This is a genomic window from uncultured Alsobacter sp. (assembly GCF_945952055.1).
In the GTDB taxonomy this organism is placed as follows: Bacteria; Pseudomonadota; Alphaproteobacteria; order Rhizobiales; family Beijerinckiaceae; genus Alsobacter.
In genome coordinates, this window is sequence record NZ_CAMFHB010000010.1 from 111,655 (window position 1) to 129,089 (window position 17,435).

Consider the following 17,435-nt stretch of genomic DNA (forward strand, 5'->3'; position numbering starts at 1 on the left):
GCCGGGCTCGGCTCGGCCCTCCACGCCGTGCGCCCGTAGCCTCGGCATCCAGCGCCCATTGCCGGGAAGGCCGGCGTGACCGTCGTCCTCGCCTGCGACCTGGGGGGCACGAGCTTTCGCGCCGCCCTCGTCGACGAGACCGGCGCGACGCTCGCCGAGGCCCGCATCCTCGGGCCGACGCTGATCGACCGGCTCGGCTGGTCGGAGGTCGACGCCGGGCACTGGTGGACCCTGCTGGTCGAGGCGGCGTCCCGGCTCGCGGCGGAGGACCCCGGAGCCTTCGGCCGGGTGAGCGCCATCGCCATCTGCGGGGTCACGCGCACGCAGGTCTTCCTCGGCCGTGACGGCCGGCCGCTGCGCAACGCGATGACCTGGAAGGACGTCCGGGCCGAGGACCTGCTCGCCAGCCTGGGTGCGGCGCTGCCGCCAACCCATCCGGAAACCGCGCAGGTCAATGCCTTCCACCCCGTGGCCCGGCTCGCCTGGCTGAAGCAGGAGGAGATGGCCGTCTTCGGCGACCTCGCCTGCGTGCTGGAGCCGAAGGACTACCTCAATTTCCGACTGACCGGCGTGCGCGCGGCCGACCCCGTGTCGGTCGCCAGGCTGCTGGCCGCCGCGCGGCCCGGTCCGTCCGGCGAGCCCGATCTCCTGACCGCCCTCGGTCTGCCGGCGGACGTGATCCCCCCGCTGCGGGAGCCCTGGCAGGTCGTCGGCCCGGTGCAACCTGGGCTTCCCGGGCCGCTCTCCGGCCTCGCGGGCGTGCCCGTCGCCTGCTCCTCCAACGACACCTGGGTCGGCGTCGTCGGGCTCGGCGCCATGCGGCCGGGCTTCTGCTACAACCTCTCCGGCACGACGGAGGTGCTCGGCGTCGTCGGCGAGGAGCCCCACCGCGCCGAGGGCCTGCTCACGGTGGACTGGCGCGGCCTGCACCAGATCGGCGGCCCCAGCCAGAACGGTGCGGACACGATCGCCTGGCTTGCCGGCCTGCTGCGGCCGGGCGGGGAGACGGGCGACGTCGGTCCGGTCGTGGCGGACCTGCTCGGCCCGCCGCGCCACCCCCAGCCCGTCCTGTTCCTGCCGTATCTGCAGGGCGAGCGCGTGCCCTACTGGAACCCGTCGCTGCGGGGGGCCTTTGTCGGGCTGAACCGGCAGCACGGCGCGCAGGACCTGCTTTGGGCGATGATGGAGGGCATCGCCTTCCTGAACCGGATCGTGCTGGAGCGCGCCGAGGCCGCCGCCGGAGCCCCGGTCCGCGAGATCCGTTTCGGCGGCGGCGCGGCGTCGAACCCGGCGTGGCGGCAGGTCAAGGCCGACGTCTGCGGCCGGCCGGTGGTGGTCGGGGCGTCCGGCGAGCCCGGCATCCTGGGTGCCGCCGCCATCGCGCTCAGCGCGCTGGGGCACTTTTCCTCCCTGGGCGAGGCCCAGGAACGGCTCGTGCGCGTGGCCGCGCGCCATTCGCCATCGCCCGAGCGGAGCGTGGCCTACGACCGGCTGTTTGCCTTGTTCCGCCAAGCCGAGGATGCTCTTTCTCCCATCTCGGCCGGCCTCGTCGCCCTGTCGCGCGACACGGGCCCGCTCACCGGACACCCCGTCACACCCGCCAAGGATCGACCGTCATGACGACCCTGTCCCGCGCCATCGAGGGTGCCTGACCATGGATGCGCCCGTCACGCTGGTCACCGGCGCGTCCGGAGGCATCGGGTCAGCGCTGTGCCACATGCTGGGCCGGGCCGGCCACCGGCTGGTCCTCACGGCGCTCGACCAGGAGGGCCTCGACCTGCTGGCCGCCGACCTCGAGGCTGGCGGCGTCCCCGTCGTGACGCTGGCCGGCGACGTCCGGGACGATGCCTTGCCGGCGCGCTGCGTCGCGCTGGCGGTGGAGCGCTTCGGGCGTCTCGACAACCTCGTCACCGGCGCGGGAGCCTCCCGGCCCTGCCCGATGGTGGAGATGGACGAGGACGAGTGGGCGACGCTCGTCGACATCAACCTCTCCGCCGTGTTCCGTTTCTCCAAGGCCGTGGCGCGCCGGCTGATCGCACAGGGGCAGGGGGGTGCCGTGGTCCACATCTCGTCCATCGCACACGCCAATGGCGGCGCGAACCTCGCCTATGGCGCGGCCAAGGGCGGCGTCGTCACGCTGACCTCCGGCATGGCCCAGCAGCTCGGGCCGCATGGCATCCGCGTGAACGCGGTGGCGCCCGGCATCATCGACACGCCCATGGTGCGCCAGGGCTTCCGCGACAGCTTCAACGGGCTCGTCGCGAACGCCGGGCAGCGCACGCCGCTGGGGCGGCTCGGTCGGCCGGAGGACGTGGCGGGCGTCATCGCCTTCCTGCTGTCGTCGCAGGCGGCCTTCGTCACGGGCGCTCTGATCCCCATCACCGGCGGCATCGAGATCCTGTCGCCGCTCTCCGCCATCGCCAGGGGGGCCTGATGCGCGAGCTGATCGGCCGCTACGGAACGGCGCTCGCGGGCTTCCTGCTCGTCGCCTTCTTCGTCGCCTTCGCCCCCAATTTCGCGACGCCGCTGAACATCGTGAACGTGCTGAAGGACACGAGCTTCCTGGCGATCCTGGCGCTCGGCTTCACGCTGGCCTTCACGGTGGCCGAGCTCGACCTCTCGGTGGCGGAGGTCGCCAGCCTGTCGGCCGTCGTCTGCGGCTGGCTCGTGCAGATCCAGTATCCGCCGGCGGTCGCCGTCGCCGCGGCGCTTGGCGTCGCCACCGTCTTCGGCGCGGCCAACGGCTTCGGGGTGACGCGCCTGCGCATTCCCTCGCTGATCATGACGCTGGGCACGGCGGCCATCGCCAAGGGCTGCGCCTTCATGATCACGCAGGGCGTCGCGTTCGTCGGCCGCTGGCCCACCGGCTTCACCGGGCTTGCCCGGGGCAACACGCTGGGCCTGCCCAACCTCGTGTTGTGGATGGCCGGGGTCACGCTGTTTGCCTATGTCCTCGTCAAGTGGACGCGTACGGGCGCGCACATGGTGGCGACCGGCGAGGCCGACGAGGCGGCGCGCCTGGCCGGCATCGCCACCGGTCGCATGAAGCGCATCGGCCTGCTGCTGGCGGGCGTGTGCGCCGGCATCATGGCGGTGCTGCTGGCCGCCAATCTCTCGTCCGCGGCCCCCAACATGGCCGGCGACTACCTGCTCTACGCCATCGCCGCGGTGCTGCTCGGCATGACCATGTTCGAGCCGGGCAAGCCCAACGTGTGGGGCACGGTCTACGCCGCCTTCGTGCTCAAGGTGCTCGGCAACGGGCTCGTGCTACTCGGCGCGCCCTATTACGTGCAGGATATCGTTCTTGGCGTCATCATCATCGGCTCGGTCGCCTTTTCGGCCAGCGCGATGAAGAAGGCGGCGTTCAAGGTGTGATCGAACGACACATCATCATCGGGGAAGGGGAATTGGCATGACACTGTTCAAGACTGTCGCGGCGGCGGCGTTCGCCCTCGGCGCGTCGATCTCGACGTCGCAGGCGTTCGAGCTCGGCATCATCGGCTTCCAGTTCTCGTCGGAGACGCATGCCCGCGTCGCCAACGCCGCCGCCGAGGCGGCCAAGGCCAAGGGCTGGGGCGTGACGCTGCTGAACTCGGAAGGCTCGCTGCCCAAGCATGCCGAGCAGTTCGAGGCGCTGATCACCAAGAAGGTGGACGCCATCATCATCGCCATGGGCAAGCCCGTGGAAGCCGACGCCCAGTTCAAGGCCGCCAAGGACAAGGGCATCCCGGTCATCACCGTGCAGTCCGGCGCCAGCCAGCATGCGCTCTTCGACATCCAGACCAACGAGTACACGGTCGGGGCGGACGCCGCGCTCTACCTGCTCGGCCAGCTCGGCTACCAGGGCAACATCGTCACCGCCCGCTTCGACCTCAACGCCGCCTCGCGCATTCGCGGCAAGATCCTCGACGTCGTGCTGTCCGAGAACCAGGCGGTGAAGGAGCTGGGGAAGTTCTCCATGGCCCGCACCCAGAGCTGGCGCGATGACGTGCGCGCCGGCATGCAGGCGCTGCTCCTGCAGAACCAGGGCAAGATCAACGGCATCTGGGCGTCCTTCGACGGTCAGGCCTACATCATCGACGACCTGCTGCAGGCCCAGGGCGTCAAGAAGGGCCAGATCCCGCTGATCTCGGTCGATGGCGGCAAGGAAAGCTACGAGCGCATCGCCGACCCGAACTCGACCTTCCTCGCCACGGTCGCGATCCCGTTCGAGGCCATGGGCAAGCAGGCGGTCGACGCCGTGCAGACGATCGTCGTCGAGAAAAAGTCCAAGGACACCGTGACGAGCGGGCCCTACCTGTTCGCCAAGGCGATCCTGGTGGACCGCACCAACGTCAAGGACTTCCTGAAGTAGGTCCAAGACGCCGAAGCGGGGGCCCCGCGGCCCCCGTGTCCCTTCTGCCTTCCCAGAACCACGGATCGCGCATCGATGACCGGCAGTGCCCCGCTTCTCTCGCTTCGCGGCATCGGCAAGAGTTATGGCCCGGTCGTCGCCGTGCGGGAGGTCGATCTCGACATCCATCGGGGCGAGGTCGTCGCCATCTGCGGCGACAACGGCGCGGGCAAGTCCAGCCTGATCAAGGTGATCTCGGGCGCCGAGGAGCCGACGTCGGGCGAAATGAGCCTGAAGGGCGAGCGGGTCCGCTTCGCCTCGCCGCACGACGCGCTGGAGAAGGGGGTGGCCACGATCTACCAGGACCTCGCCCTGGCGCCGCGCCTGTCGATCGCCCAGAACGTGTTCATGGGCTCGGAGCTCACGCGGTCGGTCGTGCTGCCGTTCCTGCGGGTGCTCGACAAGAAGCGCATGGCGTCCGAGGCGCAGCGCTTCCTCTCCCAGCTCTCCGTGGCGATCACCGACATGGCGCGGCCGGTCGAGCGCCTCTCCGGCGGGCAGCGGCAGGCCGTCGCCATCTCCCGGGCGCTGCGCTGGAATGCCGAGATCATCATCATGGACGAGCCCACCGCGGCGCTCGGCGTGAAGGAGACGGCGCTCGTGCTCGATCTCGTTCGTCGGCTCAAGGCCGATGGCCGCACCATCATCCTCATCAGCCACAACATGCGCGACGTGGTGGCGCTCGCCGACCGCGTGGTGATCATGGGGGCCGGGCGCAAGTTCGTCGACCGGCCGGTCGAGGGCCTCACGCCCGACGACCTCACCCACATGATCATGAGCGGCAATGCCCGGGCCGCGTGACCCCATGTCCGTCCCGAACCCGCGCTCCATCATCATCGACACCGATCCCGGCCAGGACGACGCGGTGGCGATCCTGCTCGCGCTCAGCGTCCGCGAGGCCTTGCGCGTCGAGGCCATCACGGCGGTGGCCGGCAACGTGCCGGTCGCGCAGACCACGGCCAACGTGGTGCGCATCTGCGATCTCGCCGGCGACACCACCGTGCCGGTGCATCGTGGTGCCGAGACGCCGTTGCTGGTGCCGCTGCACACCGCCGAGTTCGTGTGCGGGCCGGACGGGCTGGCCGGCGGCGACTTCGCGGCGCCCTCGCGCGAGCCGACGCCCGGAAACGCGGTGGAGGCGATCGTCTCGATCCTGCGCGCCGCGCCCGACGGGGGCGTGACGGTCTGCGCGCTGGGGCCGCTCACCAATATCGCGCTCGCCATCCGCCTGGCGCCCGACATCCTGCCCAAGATCGCGTCCATCGTGTTCATGGGCGGCGCGATGAACCTCGGCAACATCACGCCGGCGGCGGAGTTCAACGTCTTCGCCGATCCCCACGCCGCGGCGATCGTCCTGGGCTGCGGCCGGCCGATGGTGATGATGGGCCTGCACATGACCCTGCAGGCGATCGCCACGCACGAGGCCATCGCGGCGTTCGCGGCCACGGGCACGGCCACCGCGCGCACGATCAACGGCATGCTGACCCGCCCGCGCCCCGGGGGGCTGGGCTCCGTCGGCCATCCCATGCACGACCCTTGCGTCATCGCCTGGCTGCTCTGGCCGGACCTGTTCGGCGGGCGGGATTGCCACGTGCAGGTGGAGACGAGCGAGGGTCCGCTGCGCGGGCGCACCACGATCGACTGGCACGGGCGCCTGCGGCTGCCGGCCAACGTCCACGTGGTCGACACCGTCGATGCCCCCACGCTCTTCGATCGTATCTTCGCGCGGCTCGCCGCGCTGCCCTGACCGTCCACAGCGAGATTGCCCATGGCCCATGTCGTCGACGAGCTGCGCGAGGAGGCGGAGGCCGCCATCGCGGCGATGCGCGAGGCGGCGCTGCGCGCCCGCACGCTGCATGCGCGGGCCGAACTGATGCGCCACATGCTCACCACCGCCCGCAAGGTCATGGACAAGCCGCGGGGCGAGGCCGTGGAGTCGGTGGTGCGCGAATGGATGGCGGCCTGGCACCTCGACCGCGCCGCGTGGCCTCACGTGGCGCGCGACATGGAGCGGCTCACGCAGGCCTTCCTCGACTACGCGGCCACGCCGGCGCAGTCCGCCGACGCCGCTTTGCGGAGCGCGATTGCCGGGCTGGACGAGGCGCTCGGCCGCGAAGGCACCTCCATCGCCGACCAGATGGCCTATCGCTCGCAGTGTGCCCATGGCTGGTGGGAGCTCGTCGCGCCGACGCCCGCCGACCTTCCCGGCCGCAAGGACCGCCCGATGATGCCCGCGCCCGAGCCCGGGCGCCCCTTCTGGGACGCCGGCTGCGCCGATTTTTGCCGGTGACCCTGGAGCGCCGGGTCCCGACCCCGGCTTTTGGCCGGTTCCCTCGCCTGAAGGGAGCCAAAGCGCCCTGAACGGCCGTGAAATCGCCTTCGACGTGCGGCCTCGTCTCCCGAGCGCGCCAACCACGGCCCTTGCATGAGCCTTGCATCGTCCGTACGTGAGGTGGGTGCGGCGTTGGAGGCGTGAGGATGACCAAGCAGTCGGAGACGGAGGGCGCGCCGCTCGGGACGCCGCCCTTCATGCCGCCTCCCGACAAGCCCATCCGTACGGCCGGTGCGCGGCTGCGCGCCTATTTCCTGACCGGCGTCGTCGTTGCCGGGCCGCTGGCCATCACGGCGTCGGTGACCTGGTGGTTCATCAACTTCGTCGATGGCTGGGTGAAGCCGCTCATTCCGGCGCGCTACCTGCCCGAGACCTACCTGCAGACCTCGATCCCCGGGTTCGGGCTCATCGTCGCGCTGGTCGGCCTGACCACGCTGGGGTTCCTGACCGCCAACCTCGTCGGGCGCTCGATGGTGGCCTTCGGGGAGAGCCTGCTGGGACGCACGCCGGTCATCCGCGGCCTGTACAAGAGCGTGAAGCAGATCTTCGAGACCGTGTTCTCGCAGTCCGGGACCTCGTTCCGCACCGTCGGCCTGGTCCAGTTTCCCGCCAAGGACATGTGGTCGATCGTGTTCATTTCCACGCCGCCCCAGGGGGACGTGGCCGAGAAGCTGCCCGGCCCGGACGAGCACGTGGCGGTGTTCCTGCCGTGCACGCCCAACCCCACGACGGGCTTCTTCTTCTACCTGCCGCGGCGCGAGGTGATCGAGCTCACCATCACCGTGGACGAGGGCGCCAAGCTCATCATGTCGGCCGGCCTGATCCAGCCCGAGGGCCAGAAGCGCCTGGCGGCGCTGGCGGCGGAAGCGCGCAAGGTGGCGTGAGCACCATTTTCGGTCCCACCGCCGTCACGGCCGGGCTTGGCCCGGCCATCCACGACTTTGCCGGGGCCGCGCCGACGTCGTGGGTGCCCGGGCCAAGCCCGGGCAGGACGTGTTCTGTTCGGTTTGGGCCCTCTCACCCCGCCTGCAGCAGCCGGATCGCCTCGTCGCGCTCGAACAGGTAGAGCAGCACGCGCAGGGCCTGCCCGCGTTCGGACGCGAGGTCCGGGTCGCGGGTGAGCATCAATTTGGCGTCGTCGCGGGCCAGAGCGAGCAGGGCGCCCTGCTGCTCGGCCACGGCCAGGCGGAAGCCGGGCATGCCCGACTGGCGGGTCCCCAGCACGTCGCCTTCGCCGCGCAGGCGCAGGTCCTCCTCGGCGATCTCGAAGCCGTCTTCCGTACGCCGCATGGTGTCGATGCGGGCGCGCGCGACCTCGCCGAGCCCGGCCTTGAACAGCAGCAGGCAGGTCGACTTGCCGCTGCCACGCCCGACCCGCCCGCGCAGCTGGTGCAACTGGGCGAGGCCGAAGCGTTCGGCGTGCTCGATGACCATCACGGTCGCCTGGGGCACGTCGACGCCGACCTCGATCACCGTCGTGGCGACCAGGATGTCGGTCTCGCCGCGGGCGAAGGCGCCCATGGCGGCGTCCTTGTCCCGCCCAGGCATCTTGCCGTGCACGAGGCCGACCCGGTCCCCGAAGACCTGCACCAGCGTGGCATGGCGCTCGGCGGCGGCGGCGACGTCCAGTGCCTCGGATTCATCGACGAGAGGGCAGACCCAGTAGACCCGGGCGCCCCCGGCGATGGCCCGCCCCACGGCGGAGACGACCTCGTCGATGCGGTCGAGCGACACCGCGCGCGTGTCCACGGGCTGACGTCCGGCCGGCTTCTCGCGCAGGGTCGAGACGTCCATGTCGCCGAAATAGGAGAGCACCAGCGTGCGCGGGATGGGCGTGGCCGTCATGACCAGGACGTCGACCGCCTCGCCCTTCTGCGACAGCGCGAGACGCTGGTGCACGCCGAAGCGGTGCTGCTCGTCCACCACGGCGAGGGCGAGGTCGGCGAAGGCCACGTGCTCCTGGAAGAGCGCATGGGTGCCGAATACGATGTCCACGTCGCCCCCGGCCAGCGCCGCCAGCACTTTCTCCCGCGCCTGGCCCTTCTCGCGCCCGGTGAGTAGGGCGACGCGAAGGCCGGCGGCTTCCGCCAGCGGCTTCAGCCGGTCGTGGTGCTGGCGGGCGAGGATTTCCGTCGGGGCCATCAGCGCCGCCTGGCGCCCGGCCTCGGCGACCGTCGCCATGGCGAGCAGGGCGACCACCGTCTTGCCGGAGCCCACGTCCCCTTGCAGCAGGCGCAACATGCGCTCGGGCGTGGCGAGGTCCGTGCGGATCTCGGACACCGCCGTGTCCTGCGCGTTGGTCAGCGAATAGGGCAGGGCGGCCAGGATGGCGCGGGAGAAGCGGCCATCGCCCACGGTGGCGCGGCCCGCGGCCTTCTTCATCGACTGGCGCACCAGCAGCAGGGCGAGCTGGCTCGCCAGCACCTCGTCATAAGCGAGGCGGATGCGGGCGGGCGTCGTGGGATCGAGCGCCTGCGCCGAGGCGGGGCGGTGGAGGGCGGCGATCGCGTCGGCGAAGTCCGGCCAGCCCCGTCCCGCCGGCGTGGAGCGGTCCAGCCATTCGGGCAGGGCGGGCAGCCTGTCGACCGAGGCCTGCGCGGCGCGCGCCATGACGGACGGGTAGAGCCCTTCGGTGAGCCCGTAGACCGGCTCGAAGGCGGGCAGCCGCGCCAGGCCTTCGCGATCGACGATGCGGTCGGGGTGGACCATCTGCCGGCGGCCCTCCCACAGCTCGATCGAGCCCGAGATCCAGCGGGTCTCGCCCACGGGCAGCAGCTTTTCGAGCCGGGCCTGCACGCCCTTGAAGAACACGAGCGCCAGGTCGCCGCTGGGGTCGGAGACCAGAACGCGGTAGGGCGTGCGCCCCTGCGGCGGCGACGGCCGGTGGGCGTCGACCGTCACCTCGAGGGTCACGATGGCGCCGGGCTCGGCCTCGGCGATGGTGGGCTTGCGGCTGCGGTCGATGACGGAGGCGGGGATGTGGAACAGGACGTCGAGCACCCGCGCCGGCTTGCCGTTCTCGCCCAGCAGGCGGTCGAACAGGGGCGCGAGCCGGGGACCGATGCCCGGCAGGGAGCGCGCTTCCGCGAAGAGCGGATTGAGGATGTCGGGACGCATGGTGCGATTCGAGCCGTCGATGCCGGTCGGTCAGGTTACCCCGGCCGGCGCCGCCGGGCACCCGGCCCGCTCACGGGCGCTACGGCCACGCCTGTGGCTGGCGTGCAACATCGGATCTGAAACGCAACAGGGGCGGGCCCGCCCGCCACAATGCCGGAATCCCGCCACAAACCACGCGCAGCGTCCGTGTGCCTGCAAGGTGCTGATACCGCTTGGTTTTGCGCAATCAGAGGGTGTTAACCCTGATTGCCGACGGACGGACCTCGGATCCTCTGCCGGTTTGATCTGAAGCGCGAAGACATGCCACATCGAAGCGCAATCGGATCGTCTTTCTGACGTCGGTGCCATGATCCACACGGTCGATTTCCCGTCCGCTCTCCCGACTGCGCACGCTTGCCGCGTGTCGCCCGCGTCTGCGTCGGCGTGCGACGGAGCGATTATGGCCGGGCCTGTCGGCGGACGCCCCAGGATGGCCCCGAAATCGCACCAGACGGACTGCGAGAGCGGCGCAATCGGCTCGTATGACCGCAGCTTGGGTGATGTGCCTCCGGCTTGGACCGTCGCCCGCGATTCAGGGCGCAACACGGTCATGTGGTTCTTCTCTCCTTTCGTGCGGATGGTGGTCGCGGCAGTCCTGACCGGAGTGTGCGCCACGGCCGCCCATGCCCTCGACCCCAAGCCGCAGGCCAATGCCGCGCCCCTCCCGGTCGAGGCCTTCAAGTCGACCAAGGACGCCTTCCGCACCGGCATCCAGGACTACAATGCCGGCGACAAGGCGAACGCCGCCCGCGCGCTCGAATATGCGGCGCAGCAGGGCCACGCGCTGGCGCGCTGGAAGCTCGGCCGCATGTATGCCGACGGCGACGGGGTGCCCCAGGACGACCTGCGCGCCTTCGAGCATTTCTCGCGCATCTGCGACGAACACGCTGACGAGCCGACGGATTCGCCCAACGCCCGTTTCGTGGCCAGTGCCTTCGTGTCGCTGGGGTCCTACTACCTCGACGGCATCCCCGGCACCTATGTGAAGCAGAACGGCGAGCGTGCGCGGGACATGTTCCAGTACGCGGCCGCCTATTTCGGCGACTCGGACGCCCAGTACAATCTCGCCCGCGTCCTCATCGACGGGGTCGGCGGCCAGAAGGACGCCCGCCAGGCGGTGCGCTGGCTGAACCTCGCCGCGGAGAAGGGCCATCCGCCGTCGCAGGCGCTGCTCGGGCACTTGCTTTTCAACGGCGAGGGCGTGCCGAAACAGCGCGCGCGTGGCCTGATGTGGCTGACCCTGGCGCGCGATGCCGCGGCCGCCAACCCCAAGCGCGACGCCTGGATCATCGAGTTGCACGACCGAGCCGAGGCCGAGGCCGACAAGACCGACCGCGAGGCGGCACTGGTCTACATCGACAAGGGTTCGGCCAAGCGCCGCTGACTTTCCAGTTGCTGACCCGCGGCCGCTGGCCGACGTCGCCTACAGGGCGAGGTCGATGACCACGGGCACATGGTCGGACGGCTTTTCCCAGCTGCGCACATGCTTGTCGATACGGGCCGCGCGCAGGACGTCGGCGGCTTCCGGAGACAGCATCAGGTGATCGATCCGGATCCCGTTGTTCTTCTGCCAGGCGCCGGCCTGGTAGTCCCAGAAGCTGTACTGGCCTTCGCGACCGTCGCAGGCGCGGAAGGCGTCCGTGAGCCCCAGGGCCGCGAACTCCTGGAACTTGGCCCGGGTCCGTGGCAGGAAGAGCGCGTCGCCCGCCCACAGCGCCGGGTCGTGCACGTCCCGCGCCGTCGGAATCACGTTGTAGTCGCCGGCGAGCACCAGCGGCTCCTCGAAGGCCAGCAGGCCGCCCGCATGCGCGATGAGGCGATCCATCCAGGCGAGCTTGTAGTCGTATTTCTCGGTGTCGGGCGGGTTGCCGTTGGGCAGGTAGATCGAGGCTACGCGCAGGGCCCGGGACCCGACGCTGAACACCGCCTCCAGATAGCGCGCCTGGACGTCCGCCTCGTCGCCCGGCAGGCCGCGCCGCACCTCGTCGAAGGGCCGCCTCGACAGGATCGCGACGCCGTTGAACGCCTTCTGGCCGTGGACGGCCACGTTGTAGCCCGCCGATTCGATCTCGGAGGCGGGGAACGCCTCGTCGACGCATTTCAGCTCCTGCAGGCAGACGACGTCCGGTTCGGCCTCCTTGAGCCAGGTGAGCAGGTGCTCGAGCCTCTGCTTGACCGAATTGACGTTCCACGTGGCGATGCGCATACGGGCCTCCAGACGGCCCGACCCTACACCATGGCCGCCGCTTCGCGACAAGGGAGCTTGTGACGATGTCCCCCACCTGGCCGGTCGTCGGCCTCGCCATCGTCTCCGACGACGACTGCATCGCCGACGAGACGGGCTCGACCCCGGCCTCGCTGCGCAACGACGCCGACTGGCAGCGATTCCAGGCCGAGCTCGACGCCTGCGCCGTCACCGTGCTGGGGCGGCTGGGTCACGTGGCCCACGGCAACGCCCGCAACCGCCTGAGGATCGTGGTGTCCTCGTCCAGCCCCGGGCTCGAGCGCCGGCCCGACGGTTGGTGGTGGAATCCCGCCGCCATGCCCTGGCCGCAGGCGATCGCCCGGGTGCTCCCGGACGGCGGACGCGTGGCCGTGCCGGGCGGGCAGGGGGTGTTCGACCTCTTTCTCACCCTCGGCTACGCCGAATTCCATCTCACGCGGGCGCGCAGCGTGCGCGTCCCTCGCGGCAGGACGCTGTTCTCGGGAATAGGGCCGGGACGCACCGCCGAGGATCTGCTCGCCGCGGCGGCGCTGGTGCCGGGAGACCCCGTCGCAGTGGATGCGACCGCCGGCGTCACGATGGTGCCGTGGGTCCGGCCGGGGTGATGTCAGCGCGTCTCGACCCAGCCTGTCTCCGGATCGTGGGCAGCCCCGCTCAGAGCGTGTGACTCAGTCGGCGGTCCAGCTTGCACCTCCCTCACCGCGTCCTGGCCGGGCCTGGCCCGGCCATCCACGACTTCACAATGGCCCCGGCAAAGTCGTGGATGCCCGGGCCGGGCCCGGGCAGGACGGCGGAGGGGGCGCGGACTGGAAGGGGCCGGTGCAAGGCTGCGCTGGAGAAAGCTCGACAAGCTCTCCGGTCGAGCGAGACGGCTGGCTCCGCGTCGGCGCTCAGATCGACGGGCGCGGGAGCTTGCAGGCGTCGACGGCCTTCAGCGCCTTCTCGCGGGTCGTGTCGTCGAAGTAGCTCTTCTCCTGGAAGAAGGCGAACTCGGCCTTGGTCATCCGATCGACCGTGCGGCCGGCGTAGCAGGAGCAGGCACTGTTGAGGGCGCTCGCCTCCAGGCCGCTCGACTTGGCCCATTGCCGTTCGCAGCCCTGGGCCACGTAGAGCTTGGCGTCGGCCCGCTTCATGGCCTTGGTGTCGGGATCGGGCTGGGGCGGGAAATTGCTCGACGACGCTCCGGCGAGAACCGGCGTCGCGGCGAGCGCCAGCAGAAGGCCGGCGGTGAAAAGGGCGCGCATCTTTGAAAAGTCCTCCGGGATGATTCCCTGCCCGGAGGATTTCGTCTCCCGCCGCGCGGCGTCAAGGCTTGCGCAGGCGAGCCCGGTTGTCGTGGAACGCGGCGCCGCCGAAGGGAGCCGGGGAATCCGCCCCCGTCAGGTGGTTGATGCCCTTGCCGTCGGGGTAGAAGCGGTCGGGCCAGATCGATTCCGCGATGAGGACGCCGCGGCGCACGCCGGCGAAGTGGCGCGCGTGCAGGCGAACGCTGCCCCTCTCGTTCTCCAACATCACCAGGTCTCCGTCGGCGATGCCGAGCTCCGCGGCGTCCGCGGGGTGCACCATGACGCTGGGCCTCGCCTCGCGGCCCAGCGAGGAGGGGGTTTCGGTGAAGGTCGAGTTCAGGAAGTTGCGCGCCGGGCTCGTGGCGAGGCGGAAGGGATAGTCGGCCGTCGCATCCTCGATCACCGCCCAGTGGTCGGGCAGCGTCGGCATCTGGTCCGCCGGCCCCATGAGGCCGTCATTGGCGAAGGGCACCTTGGGCCACTCGGGCCTGAAGCGGAACTTGCCGTCCGGCCAGGCGAAGCCGTCCAGGTAGTGCGACTGGCGGAACGACGGCTGGCAGTCGAGGAATTTCGCCTCGTCGAGTTCGGCCAGCGTGCCCCAGCCGGAGTTCTGCAGCGTCCAGTCGATGATCTCGCGGGGGCTCATGGCGAAGCCCCTGTGCCGCGCGCCCACCCGCTCGGCGATCGCGCAGATCACCTCGTGGTTGGACCGGCACTCGCCGGGCGGATCGACGAGCTTCGGACCCAGCCCGATATATTGGTGCCCGCCGCCCTGATAGATGTCGTCGTGCTCGGTGAACATGGTCGCCGGAAGGACCACGTCGGCGAGCCGCGCGGTCTCCGTCATGGTCTGCTCGTGCACGCAGACGAAGAGGTCGTCGCGCAGGAAGCCCTGCTTCACCAGTCCCTGTTCCGGTGCCACGGAGGCGGGGTTGGTGCTCTGGACGAGCAAAGCCTTAACCGGCGGGCCGTTCTTCAGCGCCTCGGGGTCGCCCGTGAGGATGCGGCCGATCTTCGACTGGTCGAGCTTGCGCACGTCGGGATCGTAGGCGTCGAGCCCTTCGATCAGGGTCTTGCGCCAATGGTAGATCGCGCCGTTGTTGTGGAACGCGCCGCCGCCTTCGTGCTGCCAGGAGCCCGTCACCGCCGCGATGCAGGAGGCGGCGTGCATGTTGACGGCCCCGTTGCGCTGGCGCGAGAAGCCGTAGCCCAGCCGGAAATAGGTCCGGGGCGTCGTGCCGACGAGGCGGGCGAAGGCCTCGATCTCCGCCGCGGGCAGGCCGGTGATCGCCTGCGCCCACGCGGGCGTCCGCGTCTGCAGATGCGCCTCGAGGTCGTCCGGGCAGTCGGTGTAGCGCGCCAGGTAGTCGCGGTCGGCCAGGCCGTCGCGGAAGAGGACGTGCATCACGGCGCAGGCCAGCGCCCCGTCCGTGCCCGGCTTCACGCAGAGCGCCATGTCGGCCTGCTGCATGGTGGGATTGTCGTAGATGTCGATGACGACGATCTTCGCGCCCCGGTCCTTGCGGGCCTTGATCGCGTGGGTCATCACGTTGACCTGCGTCGACACGGCGTTCGTGCCCCAGATCACCACGCAGTCGGCCTTGGCCATCTCGCGCGGATCGGGGCCGGCGAGCTTGCCGGTGCCGGCGATGTAGCCCGGCCAGGCGGTGTTGATGCAGATGGTCGAGAAGAAACCCGAGTACTTCTTGACGTTGGTGAGCCGCTTGATGCCGTCGCGCTGCACCAGGCCCATCGTCCCGGCATAGTGGTACGGCCAGATCGATTCAGGCCCGAAGGCGCGCTCGGCGGCCAGGAACTTCTCGGCCACGAGGTCGAGCGCCTCGTCCCAGGAGACCCGGACGAACTCGCCGGAGCCCTTGGGTCCCACGCGCTTCAGCGGGTGCAGGACCCGTTCGGGATGGTTGGCGCGCTCGGCGTAGCGCGCCACCTTCGCGCAGATCACGCCGGCCGTGTAGGTCTGCTCGGCCGACCCGTAGACGCGCCCGATCGTCTTCCCGTCGATCACCTCGACCTCGAGGGCGCAGGCCGACGGACAATCGTGTGGGCAGACCGAGTTGCGGCGGAGGACGGAGGCTGGCGCGTTCATGATGCACTCAGGGCTTGGCTGACGGGGGCAGTGTAGCGCTCGAGGCCCGCCAAACGAAACGGGCGGCCCGAGGCCGCCCGTGACGCTTGAACCGTGGTCGCGGCGATCAGCCGACGATCTCGTTGCCCGCGAAGAACTGGGCGATCTCGATCGCCGCCGTTTCAGGGGCGTCCGAGCCGTGCACCGAGTTCTCGCCGACCGACTTGGCGAAGAGCTTGCGGATGGTGCCCTCGGCGGCGTTGGCCGGGTTGGTGGCGCCCATGACCTCACGGTACTTCGCGATGGCGTTCTCGCCCTCGAGCACCTGCACCACGACGGGCGCGGAGATCATGAAGTCGACGAGCTCGCCGAAGAAGGGACGCTCCTTGTGCACCGCGTAGAAGGTCTCGGCCTGCTGGCGGGTCATGTGGATGCGCTTCTGCGCGACGATGCGCAGGCCGGCCTTCTCGATGACGGCATTCACGCTGCCGGTCAGGTTGCGGGCGGTCGCGTCGGGCTTGATGATCGAAAACGTGCGCTGGAGCGCCATGTGTGGTCCTTCCTTCGGGCCGTTGTTGGCGGGGCTTATAGCCAAGCCCCGCCGCCCAAACAAGGAGGGAGCCGTTTTCAGGCGTCGGCTTCGAGCACGCGGGCCCGGAAGAGCCACCCTGCCGCGAGGCCGCCGACGATGGGCGCCACGATGAAGAGCCAGAGCTGGGCGAGCGCCGTCCCGCCCACGAACAGGGCAGGGCCGATCGACCGGGCCGGGTTCACCGAGACGCCGGTGACGGCGATGAAGGTGATGTGGATGACCAGCAGCGTGAGCCCGATCGCCAGGCCCGCCACCGGCGTCGCGCCCGCCTTCGACGTCGCTCCCAGGATCACCACCGTGAACAGGAACGTGGCGACGACCTCCGTGAGGAAGGCGGCGCTCGTGGAGAACTTGCTCCAGCCGTTCTGGCCGAGGCCGAGGGTGCCGATGTCGTAGCCGCCGTCCTTGCCGACGAGGATGGCCACGAGCACGCCGGCCCCGATGATGCCGCCCACGATCTGCGCGATCACGTAGCCCACCGCGTCGTTCGTCGACATGCGCCCGGCCGACCACACGGCCGCCGTCACCGCGGGATTGATGTGGCAGCCGGAGATCGGCCCGATGCCGTAGGCCATCGCCGTCACGGTCAGGCCGAAGGCCGCCGCGATCGGAAGCACGGCCAGGGCGCCCGCCGGGCCGCTGCCGAGCACGGCGCCCAGCCCCGCCACGGCCACCGAGCCGCACCCGATGATGACCAGGGCCGCGGTGCCCAGGCATTCCGCGAGATACTTCTTCATGGTTCTCTGTCCCCCTCGCCGCGCGACGCGCGGTTCCCGTTCCGCCGTTCGCCGCTCCCCACGGCGTAGGCTTGGCCACAGTGAGGGCAGACCCATGATGCACGCAAGATATGTGATGCTTGCCGCATACAATCGTTGGGCCAATCGACGTCTCTACGCCGCCGCCGCGGGTCTTTCGCCGCAGGACTACACGGCCGACCGCGGAGCGTTCTTTCGGTCCATGCACGGGACGCTGAACCACCTGCTGGCGACGGACAGGATCTGGATGAAGCGGTTCACGGGGGAGGGCGACGCCCCGGACCGGCTCGATGCGATCATCGCGGAGGATCGCGAGACCCTGACGGGCCTGCGGGAGGCGGAGGACCAGCGGATCGTGGACTATGTCGCCGGACTGACGGAAGCAGACCTCACGGGCTCAGTGCGCTACAGGACGGTCACCGCGCCCCGGACGGTGGAGCAGCATCTGGCCCCGGCCCTCGATCATCTGTTCAATCACCAGACCCACCATCGTGGGCAGGCCCATGCCATCCTGACCGGGCTGGGGCGGGAGGCACCGGCGCTCGACCTCATCTTCTTCCAGAGGGAGGCGGGGCTCGGGGGTGTTCGGTTCCTGGATTGATGAGCCGGGC

At 70.3% G+C, this 17,435-nt stretch carries 17 protein-coding genes; 11 read left to right on the forward strand and 6 right to left on the reverse strand.

Going from position 1 to position 17,435, the window contains the following annotated elements; translation table 11 throughout:
* Positions 1-75: 75 nt before the first annotated feature.
* The 8 genes from Q0Q47_RS10235 to Q0Q47_RS10270 all read left to right on the forward strand — a co-directional run bounded on the left by Q0Q47_RS10235 (position 76) and on the right by Q0Q47_RS10270 (position 7,609).
* Entirely contained in the window at positions 76-1,620 is a 1,545-nt protein-coding gene (locus Q0Q47_RS10235) for an FGGY-family carbohydrate kinase (RefSeq protein WP_293858400.1), read from the forward strand.
* 34 nt (positions 1,621-1,654) lie between these two features.
* Positions 1,655-2,434, forward strand: coding sequence for an SDR family NAD(P)-dependent oxidoreductase (locus Q0Q47_RS10240; protein WP_293858403.1), 780 nt, complete (start codon positions 1,655-1,657; stop codon positions 2,432-2,434).
* On the forward strand, positions 2,434-3,375 hold the full coding sequence (locus Q0Q47_RS10245; protein WP_293858406.1) for an ABC transporter permease: 942 nt from the start codon (positions 2,434-2,436) through the stop codon (positions 3,373-3,375). Before Q0Q47_RS10240 ends, Q0Q47_RS10245 begins: the two co-directional genes overlap by 1 nt.
* Before the next feature lie 37 nt (positions 3,376-3,412).
* Positions 3,413-4,354: a substrate-binding domain-containing protein gene (locus Q0Q47_RS10250; protein WP_293858409.1), complete on the forward strand. Its 942-nt coding sequence runs from the start codon at positions 3,413-3,415 to the stop codon at positions 4,352-4,354.
* A gap of 75 nt (positions 4,355-4,429) precedes the next feature.
* Positions 4,430-5,194, forward strand: a complete 765-nt coding sequence (locus Q0Q47_RS10255) for an ATP-binding cassette domain-containing protein (protein WP_293858412.1) — start codon at positions 4,430-4,432, stop codon at positions 5,192-5,194.
* 4 nt (positions 5,195-5,198) lie between these two features.
* Complete coding sequence (locus Q0Q47_RS10260; protein WP_293858415.1) at positions 5,199-6,140, forward strand: nucleoside hydrolase; 942 nt, start codon at positions 5,199-5,201, stop codon at positions 6,138-6,140.
* A 21-nt stretch (positions 6,141-6,161) separates the two neighbouring features.
* Positions 6,162-6,683 carry a hypothetical protein gene (locus Q0Q47_RS10265; RefSeq protein WP_293858418.1) on the forward strand — a complete coding sequence of 174 codons (522 nt, stop codon included), beginning with the start codon at positions 6,162-6,164 and terminating at the stop codon, positions 6,681-6,683.
* A gap of 239 nt (positions 6,684-6,922) precedes the next feature.
* Positions 6,923-7,609, forward strand: coding sequence for a DUF502 domain-containing protein (locus tag Q0Q47_RS10270; protein ID WP_293858542.1), 687 nt, complete (start codon positions 6,923-6,925; stop codon positions 7,607-7,609).
* Positions 7,610-7,742: 133 nt separating this feature from the next.
* Here the strand turns inward: Q0Q47_RS10270 and recG are convergent, their stop codons facing one another.
* On the reverse strand, positions 7,743-9,842 hold the full coding sequence (recG, locus tag Q0Q47_RS10275) for an ATP-dependent DNA helicase RecG (protein ID WP_293858421.1): 2,100 nt from the start codon (positions 9,840-9,842) through the stop codon (positions 7,743-7,745).
* Between the two features lie 589 nt (positions 9,843-10,431).
* Between recG and Q0Q47_RS10280 the strand changes: the two genes are divergently transcribed.
* Positions 10,432-11,265, forward strand: coding sequence for a tetratricopeptide repeat protein (locus Q0Q47_RS10280; protein WP_293858424.1), 834 nt, complete (start codon positions 10,432-10,434; stop codon positions 11,263-11,265).
* Positions 11,266-11,304: 39 nt separating this feature from the next.
* Here the strand turns inward: Q0Q47_RS10280 and xth are convergent, their stop codons facing one another.
* Positions 11,305-12,087, reverse strand: coding sequence for an exodeoxyribonuclease III (gene xth / locus Q0Q47_RS10285; RefSeq protein WP_293858427.1), 783 nt, complete (start codon positions 12,085-12,087; stop codon positions 11,305-11,307).
* A 65-nt stretch (positions 12,088-12,152) separates the two neighbouring features.
* Between xth and Q0Q47_RS10290 the strand changes: the two genes are divergently transcribed.
* Positions 12,153-12,710 (forward strand): hypothetical protein, encoded by a 558-nt coding sequence (locus tag Q0Q47_RS10290; protein WP_293858430.1) that lies wholly within the window; start codon positions 12,153-12,155, stop codon positions 12,708-12,710.
* A 285-nt stretch (positions 12,711-12,995) separates the two neighbouring features.
* Here the strand turns inward: Q0Q47_RS10290 and Q0Q47_RS10295 are convergent, their stop codons facing one another.
* From Q0Q47_RS10295 to Q0Q47_RS10310, 4 genes are all read right to left on the reverse strand, one after another.
* Positions 12,996-13,349: a hypothetical protein gene (locus tag Q0Q47_RS10295; RefSeq protein WP_293858433.1), complete on the reverse strand. Its 354-nt coding sequence runs from the start codon at positions 13,347-13,349 to the stop codon at positions 12,996-12,998.
* Positions 13,350-13,410: 61 nt separating this feature from the next.
* A complete protein-coding gene (locus Q0Q47_RS10300; protein WP_293858436.1) occupies positions 13,411-15,498 on the reverse strand; it encodes a molybdopterin oxidoreductase family protein in 2,088 nt (695 codons plus the stop codon).
* 106 nt (positions 15,499-15,604) lie between these two features.
* On the reverse strand, positions 15,605-16,027 hold the full coding sequence (gene ndk, locus Q0Q47_RS10305) for a nucleoside-diphosphate kinase (RefSeq protein ID WP_293858439.1): 423 nt from the start codon (positions 16,025-16,027) through the stop codon (positions 15,605-15,607).
* A gap of 77 nt (positions 16,028-16,104) precedes the next feature.
* Positions 16,105-16,806, reverse strand: coding sequence for an aquaporin (locus Q0Q47_RS10310; RefSeq protein ID WP_293858442.1), 702 nt, complete (start codon positions 16,804-16,806; stop codon positions 16,105-16,107).
* Positions 16,807-16,903: 97 nt separating this feature from the next.
* On the opposite strand from Q0Q47_RS10310, the gene Q0Q47_RS10315 reads away from it, so the two are divergent.
* Positions 16,904-17,425 carry a DinB family protein gene (locus Q0Q47_RS10315; RefSeq protein ID WP_293858545.1) on the forward strand — a complete coding sequence of 174 codons (522 nt, stop codon included), beginning with the start codon at positions 16,904-16,906 and terminating at the stop codon, positions 17,423-17,425.
* The last annotated feature ends 10 nt before the right edge of the window (positions 17,426-17,435 follow it).

Excerpts from the sequence above, each read along its gene's own strand:
- Q0Q47_RS10240 (WP_293858403.1), top strand. The coding sequence starts at position 1,655 with ATGGATGCGCCCGTCACGCTGGTCACCGGCGCGTCCGGAGGCATCGGG.
- Q0Q47_RS10245 (WP_293858406.1), top strand. The coding sequence starts at position 2,434 with ATGCGCGAGCTGATCGGCCGCTACGGAACGGCGCTCGCGGGCTTCCTG.
- Q0Q47_RS10250 (WP_293858409.1), top strand. The coding sequence starts at position 3,413 with ATGACACTGTTCAAGACTGTCGCGGCGGCGGCGTTCGCCCTCGGCGCG.
- Q0Q47_RS10255 (WP_293858412.1), top strand. The coding sequence starts at position 4,430 with ATGACCGGCAGTGCCCCGCTTCTCTCGCTTCGCGGCATCGGCAAGAGT.
- Q0Q47_RS10260 (WP_293858415.1), top strand. The coding sequence starts at position 5,199 with ATGTCCGTCCCGAACCCGCGCTCCATCATCATCGACACCGATCCCGGC.
- Q0Q47_RS10265 (WP_293858418.1), top strand. The coding sequence starts at position 6,162 with ATGGCCCATGTCGTCGACGAGCTGCGCGAGGAGGCGGAGGCCGCCATC.
- Q0Q47_RS10270 (WP_293858542.1), top strand. The coding sequence starts at position 6,923 with ATGCCGCCTCCCGACAAGCCCATCCGTACGGCCGGTGCGCGGCTGCGC.
- recG (WP_293858421.1), bottom strand. The coding sequence starts at position 9,842 with ATGCGTCCCGACATCCTCAATCCGCTCTTCGCGGAAGCGCGCTCCCTG.
- Q0Q47_RS10280 (WP_293858424.1), top strand. The coding sequence starts at position 10,432 with ATGTGGTTCTTCTCTCCTTTCGTGCGGATGGTGGTCGCGGCAGTCCTG.
- xth (WP_293858427.1), bottom strand. The coding sequence starts at position 12,087 with ATGCGCATCGCCACGTGGAACGTCAATTCGGTCAAGCAGAGGCTCGAG.
- Q0Q47_RS10290 (WP_293858430.1), top strand. The coding sequence starts at position 12,153 with ATGTCCCCCACCTGGCCGGTCGTCGGCCTCGCCATCGTCTCCGACGAC.
- Q0Q47_RS10295 (WP_293858433.1), bottom strand. The coding sequence starts at position 13,349 with ATGCGCGCCCTTTTCACCGCCGGCCTTCTGCTGGCGCTCGCCGCGACG.
- Q0Q47_RS10300 (WP_293858436.1), bottom strand. The coding sequence starts at position 15,498 with ATGAACGCGCCAGCCTCCGTCCTCCGCCGCAACTCGGTCTGCCCACAC.
- ndk (WP_293858439.1), bottom strand. The coding sequence starts at position 16,027 with ATGGCGCTCCAGCGCACGTTTTCGATCATCAAGCCCGACGCGACCGCC.
- Q0Q47_RS10310 (WP_293858442.1), bottom strand. The coding sequence starts at position 16,806 with ATGAAGAAGTATCTCGCGGAATGCCTGGGCACCGCGGCCCTGGTCATC.
- Q0Q47_RS10315 (WP_293858545.1), top strand. The coding sequence starts at position 16,904 with ATGCACGCAAGATATGTGATGCTTGCCGCATACAATCGTTGGGCCAAT.